A 15695-nucleotide genomic window follows, 5' to 3' on the forward strand; every position below is an offset into this window, starting at 1 on the left:
TTGTAAAAACCCCGCCGCCGGGATACGTGTTAAACGGCTGGCCGCGGCCTTTCTTCCATTTTCGGTGCGCCTGTCACGAACAGGTCATCGACGCGCCCGACAAGACGCTCATCCCCGGTGCGCAAAACGCCGGGCTGAAAGAAAGCCCGGCTCGTGGAGGTCCGGCGGCGGTCGTCGCAGTGCCCGCCCGCATGCGCCGCGAGGCCCGCCGCCGCCGCAACGAGCGTTGGCAGTGCCGGCCTCGCGCTCCTTCGTTCGCTGCCGAACAAACGCGGGCATATTGCGCACGTCGAGCAGCCGGGCCGAAAGCGGATGCGGCATACTGCAAAGCGAACCATGCGTTTGCCAAAACAGAGAGCCGCGATGATCTTTCGCCAGCTTTTCGACCCCGTATCGTCTACCTACACCTACCTGCTCGGCGACCCCGAAAGCGGCGAGGCGCTGCTGATCGACCCTGTCTACGAACAGGTGCCGCGCGACCTCGCGCTTTTGCAGGAACTGGGCCTGCGCCTGAAGGCGACGCTCGACACCCATGTGCACGCCGATCATGTCACGGGCGCGTGGCGCTTGCGCGAGCGCAGCGGCAGCCAGATCGCGCTCGCCGAAGTGGTGGGCGCCGAGGGCGTGAACCTTCCGTTGCGGCACGGGGATCGCATCGCCTTCGGCAAGCGGTATCTGGAAGTGCGCGCCACGCCCGGCCACACCAGCGGCTGCCTGACCTACGTGCTCGACGACGCAAGCATGGCTTTCACGGGCGACAGCCTGTTGATACGCGGCTGCGGCCGCACCGATTTTCAGGGCGGGAGCGCGGAACAGCTGTTCGCCTCCGTGCGCGAGCAGATCCTCACGCTGCCCGACGACTGTCTGCTCTACCCGGCGCACGACTATCGCGGCATTACGGTCACGAGCGTGGCGGAGGAGCGCCGCTTCAATCCGCGCCTGGGCGGCGACGTCGATCTCGGCGACTTCGCGGGCTATATGCACAACCTGAATTTGCCGCACCCGAAGCAGATGGCCGTCGCGGTGCCGGCCAACCTGCGCTGCGGCAAGCCCGAAGGCGACGCGCCGATTCTGGACACGCCCGACTGGGCGCCGCTCACGCTGCGCTTTAGCGGCGTATGGGAAATCGAGCCCATGGCGCTGCTGGAGCATGCGGCCCGGATGCAGATTGTCGACGTGCGCGAGGCGCCCGAGTTCATCGACCCACTCGGGCATCTGCAGGATGCGAAGCTCGTGCCGCTCTCGCAGCTCATGTCGCGCATCGACGAACTCGATCGAGACCGGCCGGTCGTGGCGGTGTGCCGCTCGGGCGTGCGTTCGGCGCAGGCAAGCGTATTGCTGACCAAGGCGGGCTTCGGCAAGGTGGCCAATCTCGCCGGCGGCATGTTGCGCTGGAAGGCCGAGGGATTGCCCGTCGCGCCGTGCAGTCCCTGATGACGCCCTGGAGGAGACGACCATGACAGCCCACGACTTCGCCGAGTTTTCCTGGGACGAACAGGAAGACGTCAAGGCCGTGCTCGCGAGCCGGGGGCTCGACCTGCGCGAGTTCCGGATCTCGGACAACGAGAAAACCGCCGCCGCAGGCGAGCGCGCGGCGATCCGGCAGGTGTCCGTCATGCGGATCGCAAACGGCAAGACGGCCACCTACGACACCGACCACTTCGCCCCGTGGATCGCGGATTTCGACGAAGCGCTGAAGGCCGGCGAATTCGACGACTGAGCGACGACTAAACGCGGCTGAAAGGGCGCCGAGGCCACGTTCTGTCCTCCGCGCATGGCTGGCGTACACTCGTGGCCTTGGGAAAAGGAACCTGGAGCGAGACTGGCCATGACGAACGCCACGGTGGCTGAGGGCCGGAACGATCACTGGCTCGTCGCGCGGCGCGATGCGCAGACGGGCATCGAGAGTCTGCGCGCGCATTTCAGCGGCCACGCCTACGACCCCCACGATCACGACGACATGCTGATCGGCTATACGGAGCAGGGGGTGCAGCGCTTTCAGTGTCACCGTTCGCTGCATACGAGCGTCCCGGGCCGGGCGATCCTGATCGAGCCGGGCGCGCTGCACGACGGCCATGCGCCCGAGCCGGGCGGCTTCACCTACGCGATGTTGTACCTGCCGCAGCCGTGGGTCGAACGCGCGGCGCGCAGGCTGAACATTGCGGGCCTCGCCGGCGTGGAGGCCGCCTTCGGCCAGACGCTCGTCGACGACCCGCGCCTGATTGACGCGATCCGCCGCGCGTTTCTCGCGCTATACGGCGAGGAAGGCCGGCTCGCGCGCGACGAGGCGCTTGACCGCTTGCTGGAGCGCCTGGGCGGCCATCTGCTCGATACGGCCGCGGCGGCGGCGCCCGCTTCGCCCGCGCTTGCCCGCGTGCGCGATCTGCTGCACGAACACATGAGCGCGAACATCGGGCTAGATGAACTCGTCGACAGCTCGGGTATCGACCGGTTTCGTCTGACGCGTTTGTTCCAGCGCGAGTTCGGCACGTCGCCCCACGCGTACCTGGTGCGCTTGCGCCTGCGCGCCGCGCGCAGGCTGCTGGCGGCGGGCCACACGCCTGCCCGGGTCGCCGCGGAAGTGGGTTTCGCCGACCAGAGCCATCTCGGCCGCTGGTTTCGCCGCGCGTACCGCATGACGCCGGCCACTTACCGGCGCATGTGCGTGCGCATGGACACGGGCACGCCCGACTAAACGCATCCCCCAAGCAATGTCATATCGATTCCGGGCTCGATGACCGGCGCACACCATGACACCGCAGCGCTGCCTGGCGCGGCGATAGAAGCTGCACCACCGACGGGGTTTTTCCCTGGCGCCGCGTTTTCGGCGATTCCCGTCTGGCTGCTCACTGCCTTCTCGCGGGAAGGTCTGCGCTATCGGCTCAGCGCGGCCTGCGCCCGTTGCAGCCACTCGCTGTTGTGCTCGCGGGCGTGACGCGGCCAGTGCTTTGCGTCGTGCACGATGTCGGCATAAAGCTCGCGCGAGCGCTGGCGATCGGCGTCGCCTGGCTGCCTTGCCAGCCAGTCGGCGAAGAGGCATCGCGGGGCGGCGTCGCTCGCGCACGAGAGTGCGGCTTCGAATGCGGCGCGCGTGCCCGCAGCGCCATTCGCGGCGAGCGCGCGGGCATACAGCAAAGTGGGATCCGGCTGCTGGCGGGCAACGGGCTGGACGGCGAACAGCTTTTCCAGCGTCTCCTGGGTGGCCGCGGCATTGCCGTTGGCAAACTGCGCGCGTGCGAGGCCCTCGAGCAACGCGGGATCGGATGCAAACGGCCCGGTGGCCGCGGCCTGGTAATGCTCCAGCGCTTCGCCGGCGTTGCCCGCGTCGAGTAGCGCAGCGCCGAGGCGCATACGGTGCGCAACGGTCGGCGCGCGGTCGAAATCGTTGCGCGCTTCGCGAACCGCGCGGTTGGGATCGACCAGTTGCGAGATGGCGCGGCCAGTCGCCCTCGCGCCGCGCGACTGACGCAGGCCCGGCAGATAAATGACAAAGAAGTAGACGAGGCTGCCAAGGCCCGGAAACAGAAACAGGATCAGCAGCCAGTACATGTTCTGCTGGTTGCGGATGGCATGCACTGCAAAGAGCAGGGCGACGATGACGTAAAGGCTGATTCCGAAAATGCGCATTGACGAGAGGGCCCGTTGTGGTGGGGGGGTGTGTTTTTTCAATGATACCCGCCGGCAGCTTGCGTTCGCGCGCAGCCGCCATGTTATCGCGGGCTTTCGGGTCGGCAATGGATGGGCCGGTTCCCGCGTCGATCAACAACGCGGGCGTGGCGAGTCGGAAATCGGTCTGCCGCCGGTACGGCGGGCGCGGTCCCGGCGTGCGGCGAGCACAGCGGTCATGAGCGTCAGCGCAAAGAGCGCCAGCGCCACGGCGCCTGCAATGCCGCCTGCCTTGCGCAGCCAGAACAGTCCGGCGAGACCGCCCGTCAAGCGCATGGCGAGGCCCGCGTGGAGCAGGGCGAGCGGCGCATAGAACAACGGATGGTATTTCACGGACAGCCGCGTGAGCGCGGGCACGATGACCGGCGCATGACCAAACACCATGGAAAACACGAAGCCGAGCGTGAGTGCATGGAGGGCGGCGTCATGCCACGGATGGTCAGGCATCAATGCACCGGCCAGACCCAGCACGCCGCTCAGCGCGAGCCAGCCGTAGCCGCCGAGCAGACACACCGCGATGAAGCGTGTGAGCGCGCGCTGCCGCACCGTGCGGCGCGCAATATCGTATTTGGCCAGCCACACGGCGAGCAGGACGATTCCCGCCGCGAAGAGGCGGGTTCCTTCCTCGGGTTTGAACAGCGCCCAGGGCAGGCTCGCGGTCATCGAGGCGACCGGCACGAAAAACGCATAGCGTGCGGCGCGCGGCAAACGCAGCATGCGGGTGAGTTCGAGCCGCTCGGCGGCGATCGTCAAAACCAGAAACGAGAGCCAGCACGGCACGGAAGACGCGACATCGTTCGTCATCGCCCAGACCAGATTGCCGGACCACCAGCCAGACACCGCGAGCGCAAGCACGCCCAGATGGCGGGCGGGCTGCTTGCGCAACACCTGCAGGCTCGCCACGAGAGACACGCTCGCCGCCGCGATGAGCAGCCATTGCGCGGCCACGGACGCAGCGCCTGCGATCAGCACGACGCCCGCAGCGAGCGCGCAGGCCGGCGCCAGCAGATAAACCGCTCGTTGCAGCGCGACCGCGCGTTCGAGGCTGACGAGCGCGCCGAAAAAGACCGGCAGCATCAGCACGCCATGCCACGCGACACGCGTCATCGCGTGATCGGGTACCTGAACGCCGAGCCGTGCGAGTCCCGCCATCACCGCGCAAACGAGTACGAGGACGATCGTCAACGCGGCGACGAGCTTCCCGAGGTGGCGCAGTGACGGGGCGGCGTTCATGATGTGGGCTTGCGTGCCGCGAGCATGACTAAGGCGCTTGCGCAGTCAATCAGTTGGGCTCCCAGCCGAGCACGGCGCGCGCCGCCTCGCTCATCATGGCGGGCTCCCACGCGGGCTCCCACACGAGCGCGACTTCGATGGATACGCCCTCGGGCACCGACTCCCCGGCCACGGCCTGCACTTCGTTCATGATGAGCTGCCCCATCGGGCACGCGGGCGAGGTCATGGTGATTTCGATCTTCAGACCTTCGGCGCCGAACTCAATGCCATAAACGAGCCCGAGGTCGACGATGTTCACGCCCACTTCGGGGTCGATCACACAGCGCAGCGCGTCGCGGACCTCGCGTTCTTCGTCCGTGTCGTCGAGTTTGAGGCGGGTCGTGTTCATGAAAAACTCGTGGTAAACGACGGGATAACCCATCACGTGTACAGGGCGGCATAAAACATTCATCGTAGATGAATGTTTTGGTCATCATAACGCCCTGGCGCATTCCAGCCCTGTGCTAATCGGCCGCACAGGGGCCGAGTCGCACAGGGCTCTGGCGGTGAAGCCCGCGCACCTATTAGTGCGCACCACGCTCAACGGTCGGACCGCGGCAGGCTGAGATTTCAGCCTGCGGCCCGGACCGATTCTGAAATTTCGGAGCGGTAGTGGCCTGGCCGCAGTGGCATTCCGGAAAATGACAAACAAATCAATGCGTTGCGGATTCTTCTCAGCGCCGGCGCGCACTGGCACGGCTACTGCTTTATAGAGGCCCGGCGGTCTATCCCTCGATGGCCCGCAGCCCTCATTAAACAAGCACCGGAGACGCGACGCAGTCCGGTCGCGAATACGAAGGAGACATCCCGTGCAGAACAGCGCATCCGTACCCGCCGCCTCGCAGGTGAGCCAGGCGGTTCCCGAGTCATCCCCGACGACCCAAACCCGCTTCTGGCCCGAAGGCTGGTGGAAGCTGATGGAAATCCGCATCGGCATCATTCCGCTGCCGATCTACGTGATCCTGTTTGCGCTGATCGCGGGCTTCGCGGTCACCGGCAAGGTGCCCGGCGAGATCTCGATGGCCATCGCCGTGCTCGCCTTTTGCGGCTTCACGTGCGCCGAGCTCGGCAAGCGCTTGCCGCTGCTGCGCAATATCGGCGCGGCGGCGATTCTCGCGACCTTCGTGCCGTCTGCGCTCGTGTACTACCACGTGCTGCCCAAGCCCGTGCAGCACCTCACGGTCGAGTTCACGAAGCAGACCAACTTCCTGTATCTCTTCATCGCCTCGATCATCGTCGGCAGTATTCTCAGCATGGACCGGCGCGTGCTGATCCAGGGGTTCCTGAAGATCTTCATTCCGCTTGCGGCCGGCACGGTGGCGGCGACCATCGTGGGCACCGCCGTAGGCGCAGCGCTCGGACTCGGCGTCAAGCACACGCTGCTCTATATCGTCGTGCCGATCATGGCCGGCGGCGTGGGCGAAGGCGCGATTCCGCTTTCCGTGGGCTACTCGGAAATCATGCACGTCGCGCAAGGCGACCTGTTCGCGCAGGTCCTGCCGCCCGTGATGCTCGGCAGCCTCATGGCGATCATCCTTTCGGGCATGCTCGACATGCTGGGCAAGCGCATGCCGCATCTCACCGGCAATGGCCGTCTGCAAGTCGGCGCGAGCGATGAACTGGCGTCGTCGGACGACGAAGTCCGCGCTCAAGTGGACGTGAGCCACATCGCGGCGGCCGGCATCACGGCGATCACGCTGTATCTCATCGGCCTGATGGCGCACAAGCTGTTCGGTCTGCCCGCGCCGGTGGCGATGCTGTTCCTCGCGGTGCTCGTGAAGCTCGCGCGCGCGGTTTCGCCGCCGCTGCAGGAAGGCGCGTTCGTGGTCTACAAGTTCTTCTCGACCGCGGTCACCTACCCGCTGCTGTTCGCGATCGGCGTGGCGATGACGCCGTGGGACAAGCTCGTGGCCGCGTTCACGCTCGCCAATGTCGTGACGATCGCCGCGACCGTGGTCACGCTCATGGGCACGGGCTTCGTGGTGGGCCGCCTGATGAAGATGTACCCTATCGACACCGCAATCGTGAACGCGTGCCACAGCGGCCAGGGCGGCACCGGCGACGTGGCGATCCTCACCGCCGCTAACCGCATGCAGCTCATGCCGTTCGCGCAGATCGCCACGCGTATCGGCGGCGCCATCGTCGTGACCGTGACGCTCATCCTGCTCGCCCATTTCGGCGCATGACGCGCGGGTGCGCGCCCCTCGCTCGCGCCTTCGCGATGGCAGTGCCGGTGCGTCCGGCGCGCGGTATCCGCTGAACCCGCCTTCCGGCGGCAGCCAATCGACGAGGGCGAACGTGCAGATGCGTTACAAGGGCATTCCATGGTGGGGATGGGCGGCGGCGGCCGTACTGTATGTCGGTGCGGCCGCCGCCGCGGTGGAGTTCGCATGGAACCGCGCGATCGACGCGTTGGCCGACCTCGGCGAACATCGGCTCGATCTCTACTCGGCAAGCCTGAAAAGCGAGCTGGGACGCTTCGAGATGGTCCCGGCGCTGGTGGCGCGGCAGGACAGCGTGCGTGCGTTGCTCAAGGCTTCGCCCGATGAAGCGCATGGCATGTTGCGCGCAGTCGATACGTACCTCGAAGCCGTCAACCGCGACGTCGGCAGCGGCGCGGTGGACGTGATCGACGCGCACGGCACGGTGGTGGCCGCGAGCAACTGGAACCAGCCGGTCAGCTTCGTCGGCACCAACGTGTCGTACCGCCCGTACTTCAAGGACGCGCTCGCACAGGGCCGCGGCCGCTTCTTCGGCATCGGCACGAACACCGGCGTTCCGGGGCTGTATTTCGCGAATGCGATCCACGATGGCGACACGGCAATCGGCGCTGCAGCCGTGAAGGTCAGCGTCGACGCGCTCGAATCCGCGTGGCGTACGCCCGGCGAGGCGGCGATCGTCGTCGACAGCAACGGCGTCATCGTGATCTCGACCCAGCCCGAATGGAAATTCACGGCCATGCGTGCGATGACCGAGCCGCAACAGCGCGGTATCCAGGCGTCGCGCCAATACGCGGGCCGCATCGTCGAGGCGCTCCCATACCGGCGCGTGGGCGACTGGAATGACAACGCGTGGCTCGGCATCTTTCCCGACCTGCGCCGCGCGGGCCGCACGGCCCGCTTTCTCGTGATGTCGCGCCCCGCGCCGCAAGGGCAGGACGCGATCATGGTGCTGCTCGACACGGCGGGCGCGCGGCGGCAGCAACGGCTCGCGTTCGCGTTCGTGACGAGCGTGTTTCTGATCGCCGCGCTCTATGCGCTGTATGCGGTGCAGCGGCGCCGCGTGATCGTGGAAAAGCTCAGGTCGCAAGAAGCCTTGCGGCGCGCGAACGACCAGCTGGAAACGACCGTGGCGCAGCGCACCGCCGCGCTAAGGGAAGCAAACGCCCAGATGCAGCGCGAGATCGCCGAGCGCGAGCGCACCGAGCAGCGCTTGCGCGCCACCCAGCAGGAGGTGGTGCATGCCGGCAAGCTCGCCGTGATCGGCCAGATGGCGGCAGGGCTCACGCACGAGTTGAACCAGCCGCTCGTCGCGATCCGCACGCTCTGCGACAATGCGCGTACCTTCTTCGAGCGCAATCAGGGCGCACAGGCGAACGCCAATCTCGAACGCGTCGGGCGCCTCGTGGACAGCATGGCAGTGCTCACGAGCGAGTTGAAGGCGTTCGCGCGCAAGCCGGAAGTCGAGCGCGTGGCGGTGTCGCTTGGCGAGGCCGTCGCGCATGCGCGGCTCATCTACGAGTCGCGCATCCGCGACGAAGCGGTGCGGCTCGACGTGCGGATTGCGCCGGGCACGACGGTGTATGCGGAGTCGAGTCAACTGCAACAGGTGATCGTCAATCTGCTCGGCAATGCGCTCGACGCCGTGCGCGACGCGGGCACGCGCGTGATCGCGATTCAGGCGAGCGAGCCTGACGCGCAAGGCCGCGTGCGCTTCACGATCGAAGACAGCGGCCCCGGCATCGCGCCGGATGTGCTGGCGCACGTGTTCGAGCCGTTCGTGACGACCAAGCCGCGCGGGCAAGGCCTCGGGCTCGGGCTCGCAATCACGTCGCGCATCGTCGAAGGCTTTGGCGCGAAAATCATCGCAACGAATCGCGACGAAGGCGGCGCCCGCTTCACGATCGAATTCGCGGCAGCCGGGCCACAAAGGACAGAACATGGCAGATGAGATTCGGGTGCTGGTCGTTGAGGATGACGAAAATGTCCGCATCGGCGTCGAGCAGGCGGTGGCGCTGGCGGGCTTTCCGGTGAGCGCGTATGCGTCGGCGGCCGATGCGTATGCTGACATCGCGCCGGGCGCGCCGATCGTGATCGTCTCGGACGTGCGTATGCCGGGCATCGACGGATTGCAACTGCTCGATCACGTGATGGCGATCGACCCGCAAATTCCCGTGTTGCTGATCAGCGGCCATGCGGACATTTCGACGGCGGTCAGCGCGATGCGCGTGGGCGCGTACGACTTCATCGAAAAGCCGTTTTCGTCCGACGTGATCGCGGGCCGCGTGGCGCGTGCGGTCGAAAAGCGGCGGCTCACGCTCGAAGTCGAGGGCCTGCGCGCGTCGCTGCACAACTGGCAGGGGATCGAGGCGCTCGTGCTTGGCAAGTCGCCGGCCATGGCGGAGGTCCGCAAAAAGATTCTGCGCCTGGCGGATACCTCCGTGTCGGTGCTGATCACCGGCGAAACGGGTACCGGAAAGGAACTGATCGCACGCAGCCTGCACGACTTCAGCGCGCGGCGCGATGCGCATTTCGTGGCGCTGAACTGCGGTGGTCTGCCCGAGCAGGTGTTCGAGAGCGAACTGTTCGGGCATGAGGCGGGCGCGTTCACGGGCGCGATCAAGAAGCGCGTCGGCAAGATCGAATGGGCGAATGGCGGCACGCTCTTTCTCGACGAGATCGAAACGATGTCGATGCCGCTGCAGATCAAGATGCTGCGCGTGTTGCAGGAGCGCGTGGTCGAACGCCTCGGCGCAAACGAGCTGATTCCGGTGGATTGCCGGATCGTTGCCGCTTCGAAGGCCGACCTCGCCGAAGTGTCTGCGCAAGGAGGCTTTCGCGCCGACCTGCTGTACCGGCTGAACGTCGCGCAGATCGAATTGCCGCCGCTGCGCGAGCGGCGCGAGGACGTGCCCCTGCTGTTCGAGCATTTCGTGCTCGCGGGCGCACGGCGTTTCGGCATGCCGGCGCCGGTCGTGACGGCTGCGCAGGTCTCCGAACTCATGACGCACGCATGGCCCGGCAACGTGCGCGAGCTGCAGAATGTCGCCGACCGCTTCGTGCTCGGGCTGACCGGCGACAGCTTGCTTTCCGAAGGTGCGGCTTCCGTGAAAGGGGAGGCACTGGCGGACCAGCTGGCGTATTTCGAGCGGATGCTGATCGAGAACACGCTGCGCCGTCATCACGGCAACGTCGCCCAGGCGAGCGAGGAGCTTGGGATGCCGAAGAAAACGCTCTATCACAAGCTGCGGCAGCTGAAGATCGCGGACCGCGACTCGCAGGGCGACGAGAAGGATGTCTAACCGGGTTAGTTGGTGCGGTACGTGGTCGTCGACGACTGCAGCCTGGTGAGCGCGCCGTTTTTGAGCCGGAACCAGCCTTCCGAGCCTTGCATGACGACTTCGTCGGGTTGCCAGAACACGCGCTTGATCGTCATGTGTGCGCTCACGTGCCGCACGAGCGGCGGATTGTGGCGAAAGTCATACAGCACCGGGCCGTAGGCGGTCTGCACGAGCATGCGCGTAATCGTGCTGTTGTCGTGGCCCACTTCGTCGAAATGCGCGAGCGTCTTCGCGTCGAAGCGGTCGAAGATATCCTTGCCGAGGACCGCCACGAAGTCGCGGTCGTCGCGCACGAATTGTACCGTGCCTGCGGGGGTGGAGAACGAGCCGGTCGCGTCGCTTTGTGCGTGAGCGCAGGTTGCGAACGAGGCGGCGGCGAGTGCGGCGAGTAACAGTCGTTTCATGTTTCTATCCAGTGGGTTCGCAGCATTTTCGTTCATTTCTGTCGTTGCGTCGCAAGTTTACCGCGGCAAGCGTGCTCCGCCGGCCGTAAACGGAAGAGGCGCCCGGCCCGCGGAACAGTGTCCGCGGGCCGGGCGCCTCAAGGTGCAGCCCTTGCGTGCGGCCAGGTGGCCGCCCGGTTCGATTAGTTCGCCACGTAGCCCGTGGGCAGCGTCGCATTGGTGCTCGCGACCGTTGCGTTCTGCGAAATCACATACACCGGCGATTCGGTCAGGCTCAGCGCGACCTTGCCGTTGCTGTAGCTCTTCGTCGTCGGATTGCCCATTTCGTCGAGCACGGTGACCGTGCCGCTCGTGCCGGGCGCATCCACCGCGAGGCTGTAGCCCACGCTATACGTCGAGCTGTAGCCGGCGCTCGCGCTCCACACGCTGTTGTTGTGCGTCCAGAGGGCCGTGATGACCGCGCCGTTGTTCAATTGCCGGAACGCATAGGCGTAGACGCCCGAGGACGTGCTCTTCACCGGGCCGAGCGTGTTGGTGCCGTCGAGAATGCGCGTCATCGCCGCGACGGCCATGGCGGCCGGCTTCGGGCTGATGTTCTGCGCACCATATTGGCCCTGCGCGTCGGCGAGATCGAAGAACGTGCCGTAGCCCACGAGACCCGGGAAGTCCGCACCATAGAAGATCCAGCTCTGATCGGCGCCTTCGCCCAGGATGATCACATGGCTGCGCGCCACCAGTGCGCCTTGTGCGTACAGGACATTGCCAGTCGGATAGCTGGCGCTGTACGTCGTGCCATTGTCATAGCTGATGCCAAGCTCCGTGCTGAACAGCTTCATGCCCGGCTTGTAGTCGGCCGCCATTTCGCTGCGCAGCGCGCGCATTTGCCCCATCAGCGAGCCGGATGCGTTGGCCGGATCGGTGTCGAGACGCTCGGGCGGAAACGAAGGCGAGCTGCCGTTGATGTCGTAGTAGCCGTGCGTCGTCACGCCGTCGATGTCCTGCGCGTAGCCGAGCGGCGCGAGAGCCTTCAGATGGTCGGCGGTGCCGGACGGCGCGGTATCGGTCGGTCCCATTACGACTGCGTGAGGATCGGTCGAATGGATGCCCTGATAGACGGCTTGGTAGAGCTGCACGAACTGCGTGTTCGTGCCTTGCCATTGGGCATCCGGTTCCCACGTCAGCTGGTAGTAGTTGGCCGCCTGCTTCGGAAAGTAAGTCGTCCGAATGAGGTTCGATTCCGTCCCGATGCGGGCCATGTAGTTCTGGTAGTAGCCGAGATCGGCAGGCGGGAGCGATTCGTCCTCGAACGCGCCCGTCGGGCTCGCCCAGGCGGGAATACCGTCCAGACGCACGAGGCGCATCACGTTGCCCGCGGTGTAGAACGGGTCGAGGTTGTTCGCGTTCGGATTGAAGGTGTTGGGGCCGCCCGGCTCCATGTTGTACAACTCGCGGTGGTCATAGGTCCACGAGATGCCGAGCGAGGAGAGCACGGACGTGTTGTCGTCTTCGCCTTGCATGCCGAAACGGTGCAAGTCCTGATGCGGATACGTCACCGTCGGCACGATGCCGGCCAGATTGGGCAGCACGCCGAAGGTCGCCGTACCGGCGGGGCGGGTGCCCAGTTCCGGGAGCTGACCGCCGGCAGCGGCGAGCTTCGCGCTCACGGCGAAGTAGCCTGCGAGCGTCGACGTGCAGCTCAGCGTGGTCGTCACCGGTCCTGCCGTCACGCGCAGGCTGCCGCTCGTGACCACCTTGCCGACGTGGTCGGTGATCGACCAGTTCAGCATGTCGGCCGCGGGCGCGTTGGTGGTGAACGCGAGGGGAAACGCCGTACCCGAGGCGAAGATACGGCCGCTTTGTGTGGTCGGCGTATCGGCGCTCACCAGTTCGCTGCTGGAGCTTGCGCCCGATTTCACGGCGGAGCCGCAGTGCAGCGTGCCGCGCGTGCTGGTGGCCGCGTTCGCGGCGGCGTCCGCGGCGGTCGCGTCACTCGCGCTTTGTGCCGTGCCCGAGGCATTGGTCGCATCCGTCCCGGAGCTTCCGGAACCGCCACCGCCGCACGCCGCGAGGAAGAGCGACGACGACAGCAAAAGATAGAAGAGTCTCATCGATCGAAAAAAATGGACAAAACGACGCCCAGCCGGCGACGGCGCGTAATGCGCGCTCAGATGCTGGCTAAGGTCTGAAGAATGAGATTTAACGGACGCTGCACAACGGCTCGCGGAGCCCTGCGCCCGCTACGTGCGCCGCGCTGCTCGCGCTATTGCGCGAACGTGCGTATCTGTCCTTTTGCTTTCGCGCGGGTAAATATTGCCCCCTCGCTACGGCTGCCCCGTCGGGTATTTCGGCCCTGCGCTGGATCCCTGAAGGAGGGGAGACGTGCGCAATTTTTTCGGACGAAGATTACGAAGTCACTGCTTGAAGTCAGACGCGCGGCGGATGTTACCGATAATTCCCCCTGGCATGTGAAAATCAGACGTAACAAAATGTCACACGAATTGCCTCGAGTTTCAATTACCGAAACTTAGTCAATTTCCGCCAATAGCAAGGTATGAATTACCTCAAATGCAGAAGGTAATGCTTACTGCATGGATTGCGTGTTTCACCTGCTATTGCCCGCTATATCGGCAGTTTCCGGATGGGCTGAAGTGGGCGGATGTAATTTATTCTTTATTCTATATTTCCCTTTTAAATCCCTTTCTGATTTATTCGGGTCGGACGTTAATTGACTCTAATGGTGGGATTGGGGCACGCGAATCGAGCCGTAAAAGCTTCGTGGTGCCAGGAACAGGAATGGGCACGATACGGCAGACATGGCTGATGCTGCACCGCAGCGCAAGCCCCAGACGTGAAAGGACGGGCTGAAACGAACCCGCCTGCAATGTATTGTGTCCCGCGCCCAAGCCGATACAGTGAGATACAAAGCCTCTCGCGGCATGCGGTATAAACCCTTCATTCCCTGCACACGGAGTCCGAACATGCACGCCGAAGGATTTGCGGTCCGCCGCCGCGCACCGGTGGTTTCGCGGATGGCGCCGCCATGAGCGCCCTGCACTGGCCGCGCACGCTGTTCGCGCGCCTCGCCCTGATCCTTTGCGTCGGCCTCGCGCTCGCGCAGGGGCTGTCGTTCAAGCTCACGATGACCGAGCGTAACGACGCCACCGCGAGCATGATGACCAATTACATCGCGCGCGAGGTCGCCATTTCCGTGGCGCTGCTCGACCATCTGCCCTCCGCCGAGCGCGCGGCGTGGCTGCCGCAGCTCGCGCGGCGCACCTACAGCTTCATCCTCGGTCCCGGCACGCCCGGTGAGCCGCCCGACGCGAGCCGCTCGAAGAGCGTGGCCGCGGCCATCGCGGCGGGCCTCGGCGAGAAGTACGCGCTCACGGCCAATTCGGTGCCCGGCAAGGGCGAGCGTCTGCAAATCCACCTGCGGCTTTCGGACGGCTCGCCGCTCACCATCGATTACCGCCCGGGTCCCGCGCTGCCCCTGTCGGGCTGGCTGCCGGCCGTGCTCATCGCCCAGCTGTTCGTGCTGGCGGCGTGCTGCTGGTTCGCGGTGCGCACTGCCACGCGGCCGCTGCACGAACTCGCGCGCGTGGCCGACGCGCTCGGTCCGGACCTGAAGGCGGAGCGCCTCGAGGAAGACGGGCCTTCCGAAGTGGCGCGCGCGGCGCGTGCGTTCAACGCAATGCAGCAGCGCATCTCGGCGCACGTGGCGGAGCGCATGCAGATACTCGCGGCCATCTCCCACGATCTGCAGACGCCGATCACGCGCATGCGGCTGCGCGTGGACCAGATGGACGACGAAGCGCAAGCGGACAAGCTCGCGCAGGACCTGCACGAGATGGAGCAACTGGTGAAGGAGGGCGTGGCCTACGCGCGCACGCTGCACGGCACCGGCGAAGCGCCCGCCCGCGTCGACCTCGACGCGCTGCTCGACAGCCTCGTGTGCGATTACGTGGATGCGGGCTCGCCCGTCACCTTCGAGCGCCGCCTGAACGTGGCGATCGTCACGCGCGTGCAGGCGCTGCGCCGCATTGTCGGCAATCTCGTGGATAACGCGCTGAAGTATGGGCGCACGGCGGCCATCGAGGTGAGCGAGTCGCCGCGGGACAAGACCGTCACGATCTCGGTGCTCGACAGCGGCCCCGGCATTCCCGAGGATGCGCTCGGAAAAGTGTTCGAGCCGTTCTACCGGCTCGAGACCTCGCGCAACCGGGGCACGGGCGGCACGGGCCTCGGCCTCGCGATCTCGCGCCAGCTTGCCGTGGCGATGGGCGCGGAGCTCACGCTGCGCAACCGGCCCGAAGGCGGACTGGAAGGGCGGCTCGTGCTGGTCGTCGCGGATGCATGATGGGCAGCGCGCCACGAGCGCCGGGTCGTGCGAGGCGAGCTTTTGCTCAAGCGAGCGGAATGAACACGTTGAATTGGCCTTCGTCGGGATGGCGCGAGCGATGGCCTTTGCCCACGGTGTCTTCGCACAGCACGACCGTGCCCGGCTCGCAGTGGCGCGTGTCGCCGTCGCTCGTTTCGAACTCGACCCAGCCGGTCATCCAGATCACGAACTGACGAACCGGCGTGGTGTGCCAGTCTGCCTCCTTGAGGCCCGCCGGCACCCAGCCAAAGCGCACCGCCTTCGCCTGCTCCCACGTCGAAAGATAGATGGGCGGGATATTGGGGAAAAGCTCGAGCGGCGTAAGCGGGATATCGATGTCCTCGAAATGGGACTCGCCCTGGGCGTCGGCGTAGATGCGCAGACATTTCATGGGGACCTCCTGGAGCCGTTCTCG

13 protein-coding genes are annotated in these 15695 nt (G+C 65.8%); 7 read left to right on the forward strand and 6 right to left on the reverse strand.

Annotation, left to right across the window (positions count from 1 at the left end; all coding sequences use genetic code 11):
• Positions 1-363 precede the first annotated feature (363 nt).
• The 3 genes from BHE01S_RS11780 (at position 364) to BHE01S_RS11790 (ending at position 2695) form a co-directional block, all read left to right on the forward strand.
• Positions 364-1434: an MBL fold metallo-hydrolase gene (locus BHE01S_RS11780; RefSeq protein WP_042264039.1), complete on the forward strand. Its 1071-nt coding sequence runs from the start codon at positions 364-366 to the stop codon at positions 1432-1434.
• A 22-nt stretch (positions 1435-1456) separates the two neighbouring features.
• Positions 1457-1720: a hypothetical protein gene (locus tag BHE01S_RS11785; protein ID WP_042264041.1), complete on the forward strand. Its 264-nt coding sequence runs from the start codon at positions 1457-1459 to the stop codon at positions 1718-1720.
• A gap of 108 nt (positions 1721-1828) precedes the next feature.
• The gene (locus BHE01S_RS11790) at positions 1829-2695 is read left to right on the forward strand and encodes an AraC family transcriptional regulator (RefSeq protein WP_042264043.1); all 867 of its coding nucleotides are present in this window, start codon (positions 1829-1831) and stop codon (positions 2693-2695) included.
• Positions 2696-2874: 179 nt separating this feature from the next.
• On the opposite strand, the gene BHE01S_RS11795 is transcribed toward BHE01S_RS11790, so the two are convergent.
• The 3 genes from BHE01S_RS11795 to BHE01S_RS11805 form a co-directional block, all read right to left on the reverse strand.
• Positions 2875-3627, reverse strand: coding sequence for a membrane protein (locus BHE01S_RS11795; RefSeq protein ID WP_042264045.1), 753 nt, complete (start codon positions 3625-3627; stop codon positions 2875-2877).
• 132 nt (positions 3628-3759) lie between these two features.
• On the reverse strand, positions 3760-4899 hold the full coding sequence (locus BHE01S_RS11800; protein WP_042264048.1) for a hypothetical protein: 1140 nt from the start codon (positions 4897-4899) through the stop codon (positions 3760-3762).
• 49 nt (positions 4900-4948) lie between these two features.
• Positions 4949-5287, reverse strand: coding sequence for a metal-sulfur cluster assembly factor (locus tag BHE01S_RS11805; RefSeq protein WP_042264164.1), 339 nt, complete (start codon positions 5285-5287; stop codon positions 4949-4951).
• Positions 5288-5783: 496 nt separating this feature from the next.
• Here BHE01S_RS11805 and BHE01S_RS11810 point away from each other — a divergent pair, with 496 nt between their 5' ends.
• From BHE01S_RS11810 to BHE01S_RS11820, 3 genes are all read left to right on the forward strand, one after another.
• Positions 5784-7124, forward strand: coding sequence for a 2-hydroxycarboxylate transporter family protein (locus BHE01S_RS11810; protein WP_157025320.1), 1341 nt, complete (start codon positions 5784-5786; stop codon positions 7122-7124).
• 118 nt (positions 7125-7242) lie between these two features.
• Positions 7243-9108, forward strand: coding sequence for an ATP-binding protein (locus tag BHE01S_RS11815; RefSeq protein ID WP_042264052.1), 1866 nt, complete (start codon positions 7243-7245; stop codon positions 9106-9108).
• Complete coding sequence (locus tag BHE01S_RS11820; RefSeq protein ID WP_042264054.1) at positions 9098-10459, forward strand: sigma-54-dependent transcriptional regulator; 1362 nt, start codon at positions 9098-9100, stop codon at positions 10457-10459. The genes BHE01S_RS11815 and BHE01S_RS11820 overlap by 11 nt, the downstream gene beginning before the upstream one ends.
• A gap of 5 nt (positions 10460-10464) precedes the next feature.
• Here BHE01S_RS11820 and BHE01S_RS11825 read toward each other — a convergent pair whose 3' ends face one another.
• The gene (locus BHE01S_RS11825) at positions 10465-10902 is read right to left on the reverse strand and encodes a hypothetical protein (RefSeq protein WP_042264165.1); all 438 of its coding nucleotides are present in this window, start codon (positions 10900-10902) and stop codon (positions 10465-10467) included.
• Positions 10903-11084: 182 nt separating this feature from the next.
• Entirely contained in the window at positions 11085-13010 is a 1926-nt protein-coding gene (locus tag BHE01S_RS11830) for a hypothetical protein (protein ID WP_042264056.1), read from the reverse strand.
• A 932-nt stretch (positions 13011-13942) separates the two neighbouring features.
• Here BHE01S_RS11830 and BHE01S_RS11835 point away from each other — a divergent pair.
• Positions 13943-15259, forward strand: coding sequence for an ATP-binding protein (locus BHE01S_RS11835; protein ID WP_042264058.1), 1317 nt, complete (start codon positions 13943-13945; stop codon positions 15257-15259).
• A 46-nt stretch (positions 15260-15305) separates the two neighbouring features.
• Here BHE01S_RS11835 and BHE01S_RS11840 read toward each other — a convergent pair whose 3' ends face one another.
• The gene (locus tag BHE01S_RS11840) at positions 15306-15671 is read right to left on the reverse strand and encodes a cupin domain-containing protein (RefSeq protein WP_042264060.1); all 366 of its coding nucleotides are present in this window, start codon (positions 15669-15671) and stop codon (positions 15306-15308) included.
• Positions 15672-15695 lie beyond the last annotated feature (24 nt).

Origin of the sequence: Paraburkholderia heleia NBRC 101817, from assembly GCF_000739775.1 — a bacterium.
In the GTDB taxonomy this organism is placed as follows: domain Bacteria; phylum Pseudomonadota; class Gammaproteobacteria; order Burkholderiales; family Burkholderiaceae; genus Paraburkholderia; species Paraburkholderia heleia.